6 protein-coding genes are annotated in these 5,928 nt (G+C 70.5%); 4 read left to right on the forward strand and 2 right to left on the reverse strand.

What is annotated here, in order from left to right; all coding sequences use genetic code 11:
• Window positions 1-91: 91 nt before the first annotated feature.
• From lptA to AB3X43_RS15250, 4 genes are all read left to right on the forward strand, one after another.
• Window positions 92-715, forward strand: coding sequence for a lipopolysaccharide transport periplasmic protein LptA (gene lptA / locus AB3X43_RS15235; protein WP_369430713.1), 624 nt, complete (start codon window positions 92-94; stop codon window positions 713-715).
• Window positions 712-1,464: an LPS export ABC transporter ATP-binding protein gene (lptB, locus tag AB3X43_RS15240; protein ID WP_369430714.1), complete on the forward strand. Its 753-nt coding sequence runs from the start codon at window positions 712-714 to the stop codon at window positions 1,462-1,464. Before lptA ends, lptB begins: the two co-directional genes overlap by 4 nt.
• A 22-nt stretch (window positions 1,465-1,486) precedes the next feature.
• Window positions 1,487-3,076 carry an RNA polymerase factor sigma-54 gene (locus AB3X43_RS15245; RefSeq protein ID WP_369430715.1) on the forward strand — a complete coding sequence of 530 codons (1,590 nt, stop codon included), beginning with the start codon at window positions 1,487-1,489 and terminating at the stop codon, window positions 3,074-3,076.
• Between the two features lie 184 nt (window positions 3,077-3,260).
• Window positions 3,261-3,512 carry a hypothetical protein gene (locus tag AB3X43_RS15250; RefSeq protein WP_369430716.1) on the forward strand — a complete coding sequence of 84 codons (252 nt, stop codon included), beginning with the start codon at window positions 3,261-3,263 and terminating at the stop codon, window positions 3,510-3,512.
• Here the strand turns inward: AB3X43_RS15250 and AB3X43_RS15255 are convergent.
• On the reverse strand, window positions 3,484-4,107 hold the full coding sequence (locus AB3X43_RS15255) for a DUF4126 domain-containing protein (RefSeq protein ID WP_369430717.1): 624 nt from the start codon (window positions 4,105-4,107) through the stop codon (window positions 3,484-3,486). The genes AB3X43_RS15250 and AB3X43_RS15255 overlap by 29 nt on opposite strands.
• A gap of 79 nt (window positions 4,108-4,186) precedes the next feature.
• A partial coding sequence (locus tag AB3X43_RS15260) for an SNF2-related protein (RefSeq protein WP_369430718.1) occupies window positions 4,187-5,928 on the reverse strand: 1,742 nt, incomplete at its 5' end.

Genomic DNA, 5,928 nt, shown 5'->3' on the forward strand with positions numbered 1-5,928 from the left:
CGACAGAAGATGTCGCGGGCCCGGTCGCTTCTGGCTAGAATGAATGCAATTTCCATGCCTTGATCCTTGGCCCCGCCAAGGACCGTGTTCCATGCTACCTGCCGTTTCCGTGCTGTTGTCCCGACATTCCGGCCTGATGCTGCTGCTGGCGGCCCTGCTGGCTGGGTTCGGCCTGCCGGTACGTGCAGAAAAGACCGATGGAGAGCAGGCGCTTACTTTTGATGCAGGCCGCATGGTGCTGGACGGGAAGCGCAAGATCCGCACGCTCAGCGGGGGTGTCGAGATCACCCGCGGCACGCTGGTGCTCAAGGCCGCGCAGATCGAGCTGAAGGAAACTGCGCAGGGCCAGCTCGCCACGGCGACCAGTGCGGACGGCCAGGTGGCCACCTTCCGCCAGAAGCGCGAAGGGCTGGACGAGATCGTCGAGGGCCAGGCCCGGCGCATCGAATACGACACCGTCACCGAGACCGTGCGCTTCATCGACCAGGCGCAGGTGCGGGTGCTGCGCGGCGGTGTGCCGGCGGACCAGGTCACCGGCCAGACCATCGTCTACAACCATGCCCGCGATGTGTTCGAGGTGCAGGGCGGTGGTGCCGCTGGCGCGGCTGCGACGGCTGCGGGCAATGCCGGCGGACGCGTCCGGGGCGTGGTGACGCCCCGCAAGGCCACCACCAGTCCGGGGACCGAAGCGACCAATCCGGAGACACCGCGTTGACCGACACCCGCAGTTGCCTGGAGGCCGAAGGCCTGCAGAAGCGCTACGGCGCCCGGCTGGTCGTCAAGGACGTCCACCTGTCGGTGCGCAGTGGCGAGGTCATCGGGTTGCTCGGGCCGAACGGCGCCGGCAAGACCACCAGCTTCTACATGCTGGTCGGGTTGGTGCGTGCCGATGCCGGCCGCATCCGCATCGACGGTGCCGAGGTGCAGCGCCTGCCCATCCACCAGCGGGCGCGGCTCGGTCTGTCGTACCTGCCACAGGAGGCCTCGATCTTCCGGCGTCTCACGGTCGAGGAGAACATCCGCGCCGTGCTGGAGCTGCAGCACGGCACCGACGGCCGCCCGCTCGGCGCCGCGCGCATCGAGGCGCTGCTGGACGGCCTGCTCCATGACCTGTCGATCGAGCGGCTGCGCGCCAGCCCGGCCCCGGCGCTGTCCGGCGGCGAACGTCGGCGGGTGGAGATCGCCCGGGCGCTGGCCACGCAGCCGCGCTTCATCCTGCTCGACGAGCCGTTTGCCGGGGTTGATCCGATTGCGGTGATCGAGATCCAGCGCATCATCGGTTTCCTGAAGGCGCGCGGCATCGGCGTGCTGATCACCGACCACAACGTGCGCGAGACGCTGGGCATCTGCGACCGCGCCTACATCATCAGCGAGGGCCGTGTGCTGGCTGAAGGGACACCGGCGGCCATCGTCGAGAACCCCGACGTGCGCAAGGTCTACCTCGGCGAACACTTCCGCATGTGAATCCGACCCCGGTCCCGACCCCATGAAACCATCCCTGCAGGTCCGCCTGTCGCAGCACCTGGCGCTGACGCCACAGCTGCAGCAATCGATCCGGCTGCTGCAGCTCTCGACGCTGGAGCTGCACCAGGAAGTCGAGCAGATGCTCGAAGCGAATCCCTTCCTGGAAGTCGATGAAGAAGGGGCTGCCCAGGACCGGCCCATGGCCGATGCCACGCTGGCCCCACCCGAGCGCAGCACCAGCGCCACCGACGACTGGGATGGCGGTGACAGCACGTCCACCTCGACCAGCACGGCGTCGGAGGCCGAGACGCCCGGTGTCGACCAGCTCGACTTCAACAGCAGCAGCAACGACAGCAACGACTGGGACTCCGGCAGCGAGCGCGAGGACTACGACAGCCTTTCCGACGTGTCCGGCGCACGCAGCAACGCCGTCGAGGACGAGGACGGCGACTGGAGCGAGCGCTCCAGCCTCACCGAAAGCCTCAACGACCACCTGCGCGGCCAACTGCTGGGCATGCGCCTGGCGGGCGAGGACATGCTGCTGGTCGAGGCGCTGATCGATTCGCTCAACGAGGACGGTTACCTGGCCGATCCGCTGGAGGACATCGCCGAGCGGCTGGCCATCGAGCTGTCGATCGGCGACACGCCCGACGACGAGGAAGCCGCCGCGCTGCGCGAGGAGCTGATCGACCGGCTGCGCTGCGCGTTGGGCTGGTTGCAGAACCTGGAGCCCTGCGGCGTCGGGGCACGCGATCTGGGCGAGTGCCTGGTGCTGCAGCTGCGCGAATGCGACCGCACCGAGGCGCAGCGCGTGGCCATCCTGATCTGCCAGGGCCACCTGGAGCTGCTGGCGCGGCGTGACATGAAGAAGCTCACGGCCGCCACCGGCGCCGACGAGGACGACATCCGCGACGCCCAGGCGCTCATCATCACGCTGGAGCCCAAGCCGGGCCGGCGGTTCACCCGTGCGGAGGCCAACATCGTTGTGCCGGACGTGATCGTGCAGAAGGCCGGGCGCGGCTGGCGCGTCGTGCTGAATCCGGACGTGATGCCCAAGCTGCGGATCAACGACCTCTATGCCCAGGTCCTGCGCCAGCACCGCAGCCAGCGCCACGGCGACGAGGGCGGCGCCACGCTGGCGGTGCGGCTGCAGGAGGCGCGCTGGTTCGTCAAGAACATCCTGCAGCGCTTCGACACCATCCAGCGCGTTTCGCAGGCCATCGTCGAGCGCCAGAAGGGCTTCTTCACCCACGGCGAGATCGCGATGAAGCCGCTGGTGCTGCGCGAGATCGCCGACGAGCTGGGCCTGCACGAGTCGACCATCTCGCGTGTGACCACCGCCAAGTACATGAACACGCCGTTCGGCACCTTCGAGCTGAAGTACTTCTTCGGGTCGTCGCTGAACACGGAGGCGGGCGGCAACGCGTCGAGCACGGCGGTGCGCGCGCTGATCCGGCAGTTCGTCGCCGCCGAGGACCAGAAGAAACCGCTCTCGGACAGCCAGCTCAGCACCATGCTGGAGGAGCAGGGCATCCAGGTCGCGCGCCGCACGGTGGCGAAATACCGCGAGGCGCTCAAGATCGCGCCGGCCAATCTGCGCAAGGCGATCTGACCGTCCTGCCACGGCCTGCGCACCAGTCCGGGGCGCCCTGCCGCATGGCTGCGGGCGCAGTCCCGTAGTTACCCCGACGTGCCTTGGTGCGCGGCCGCGGCGGGTCGCGCAGAGGGCGTGATCGAATTTGCAATCTGGCCGGCACGGCCCATGCATTGAATGGCGGTGAACCCAGGAGACCGCCATGCACGACCCAGACCGCCACCAGATCGCCCGCCGTATCCACGATCTGCTCATGCACGAGATGGGCGAAGATGTGGACATCAACCTCATGCTCGGGCCGCCCGAATACGCCCGTGCGGTGCTCAGCCTGTGCCGGGCCTGTGGCAGCGCGGAGCTGGGCCGGCTCGCCGAACAGTTCCTGATGACCCAGACGCCGCTGCCGGCGCTGCGGGCCGCCGCCACCATCAATTCGTCGTTGTCGACGCGCCGCTGAACCGCTGCACCACCCCCTGCAGCAGCGCCCGCACATGGCGCAGCAGCCAGATCGTCAGTCCCAGCATCAACACCACGGCCACGCCGAGCCCGATCGCGGCCCACATCGGCCGGACCCACGACAGCCACAGCATCGCCGGCACTGCGGCATCCCCCGCCAGCGACAGCCCCCAGTTGCTGAAGGGCTCGGGCGAGGTGTTGACCGCTGCCCGCGTCGTCGTCTTGGCCACATGCGCAGTGGCGGCGAGCGTGCCGCCGAGCACCGCGGCGGCCATCGACCAGGTGCCCTCGTCGCCACCGAAGACCGACGCGGCCAGCGCCGCGCCCGCCGGGATGCGCACGAAGGTGTGCAGCAGGTCCCAGAAGGAGTCGAAGCCGGGGATCTTGTCGGCGAAGAACTCGGCCGCCAGCATCAGCCCGCTTGCGCCGAGCACCACCGGCTGCTGCAGCCACAGCAGCCCGCCCGGCAGCGGGATCCAGCCGAGGTGGCCGGCCAGGCCGGTGAAGAACAGCACGGCGTACAGCCGCAGCCCGCTGGCCCAGCCGAGCGTGGCAGCAATCGACATCAACTCCGGGGTGCCGAGAGGCAGGGCCATGGCGGCGCTCCTGTGGTGGGGACATCCGCCGCGATGGTAGCCGGGTGCCGCCATGGGTGCGGCGCCCGGCGCACCTTGCTCAGCCGGGGTTCAGGACGGCTGGATCGACCAGTGCGGCGAGTGCGCGCATGAACCGTGTCAGCCGGGGGCCTTCGAGGAAGACGTCGGCGTTTGGGCCGTCGACCAGGCCGACGAAGAGGTCGCGTCCGGCGTCGGTCTGCTGGGCCTGCGCCAGGCGCGACTCGAGGCTGTCGTCCACCAGCAGGTGGTGCACGGCCACCAGCCGCACGCGGTCGGTGCGGTGCACGCGGCTCAGGCGCTGCACCAGCAGGGCCGGGTTCCACGGGCGGTCGAGGTGGACGATCGCCGTGGCGGCGTGGCGCAGGCCGAGCTGTCCACCGCGGTCGTCGTCGCTGCACAGCAGCACGCGCAGCTCCGGGGCCTGCTGGAACTCGCCGATCAGCGCGCGCCGGGCGTCGCCGACCAGCTCGGGACCGAGGCGGCGGAAGGGGGTGCCGCGCTCCTGCAGCGCGGCGCCCAGGGCGTCGAGTGTTCCCGGCCACTGGCTGAACACGACCACCTTGCTCTCCGGCGTGCGCAGGGCCGTGTCGATGGCTTGCCGGGCGGCGCCGAGCTTGTCGTCCTGGCCGCACTGGCGCAGCGTGTGCAGCGTGCGCAACAGCTGGCGCTGCTCGCTGCTGCCGAGGAACTGGCTGCGCTGCCAGCGCTGCACGCTGCGGCGCACCTGGCCCAGCAGCGTGTCGTGGTCGGCGCGCAGGTCCGGCGGCAGCGTGACCCGCGTGGTCTGCTCGACCGTCTCGGGCAACTGGCGCAGCACGAAGGTGCGCGAGCGGCGCAGCATCCATGGTGCCAGCGCGTCGAGGTGACCACCCTGCAGGGCCGCGACAGCGCCGAAATGGCTCCCGTCGATCCAGTCGAGCATGGCCTGCCAGGCGTCCGGGCGGCCTTCCAGCGGCGCGCGTGCGAGCACGAGTGCCCAGGGTGTGCCAGCGAGCGATTGCAGCCGGGCGGCGCCTTGCTGACTCGCCCATGGCGAGGCGGTCGCGTCGGCAGGCTCGTCGATGACGACCACCTCGGCGTCGAATGCACGCAAGCGGTCGAGATCGACTGCGAGGTGGCCCAGATCGGCGATCACGGCGGTGATCGGCGCGTCGGTGCCGGAGGCCGGCAGCGTGTCCAGCGAGCCAGCGGCGGTGCCGGTCCATTGCTGCCACTGCGCGCGCCAGTGGGCCAGCCGCTCGGGCGGGCACAGTACCAGCGCCCGCGTAGCCCCGAAGCTCTGGCCGATCAGCCGCAATGCGGCGATGGCCTGCACGGTCTTGCCCAGACCCGCGTCATCGGCCAGCAGGCTGCGGCCGGCGCAGGCGGCGTAGAGGGCTCCCTCGGCCTGGTAGGGGCGCAGCGTACCGACCACCAGCGCCGCCAGTGCAGGACTGAGCGGGCCGGCCGGGTGGTTGCGCTCCAGGTGCTCGACGCGGGCACGCATGTCGCGGGCGTGTGCCAGCCAGTCCCAGACGGCCTCGTCCACCTGCAGTGTGTGGCGCCGCTCGCGTGCCAGCCGCACCAGCTCGGTCAGCGCCAGGTCGTTGACCAGCGGGGCGGCGTCGGTGGGGGTGCCCAGTGTCTGCGCGGCGGCGTCCAGGTCGGGCGGGCAGCCGCTGCCGGCCATCCAGTGCAGCTGGTGGCGCACGCCCTGCCGCAGGGTCACGGTGCTGTGCGGCGGACGCAGGTCCGGCGGCGGGGCGGGCGCTTGCGTGGCAGGGAGTGGCTCGACCTCGGGTGCCGGCGTCGGGTCAGGCG

The organism is Sphaerotilus sp. (assembly GCF_041083715.1).
Taxonomy (GTDB): domain Bacteria; phylum Pseudomonadota; class Gammaproteobacteria; order Burkholderiales; family Burkholderiaceae_C; genus Sphaerotilus.

Bases quoted from the DNA above. Each gene is read 5' to 3' on its own strand.
- lptA (WP_369430713.1), top strand. From the start codon at position 92: ATGCTACCTGCCGTTTCCGTGCTGTTGTCCCGACATTCCGGCCTGATG.
- AB3X43_RS15255 (WP_369430717.1), bottom strand. From the start codon at position 4,107: ATGGCCCTGCCTCTCGGCACCCCGGAGTTGATGTCGATTGCTGCCACG.
- AB3X43_RS15250 (WP_369430716.1), top strand. From the start codon at position 3,261: ATGCACGACCCAGACCGCCACCAGATCGCCCGCCGTATCCACGATCTG.
- AB3X43_RS15245 (WP_369430715.1), top strand. From the start codon at position 1,487: ATGAAACCATCCCTGCAGGTCCGCCTGTCGCAGCACCTGGCGCTGACG.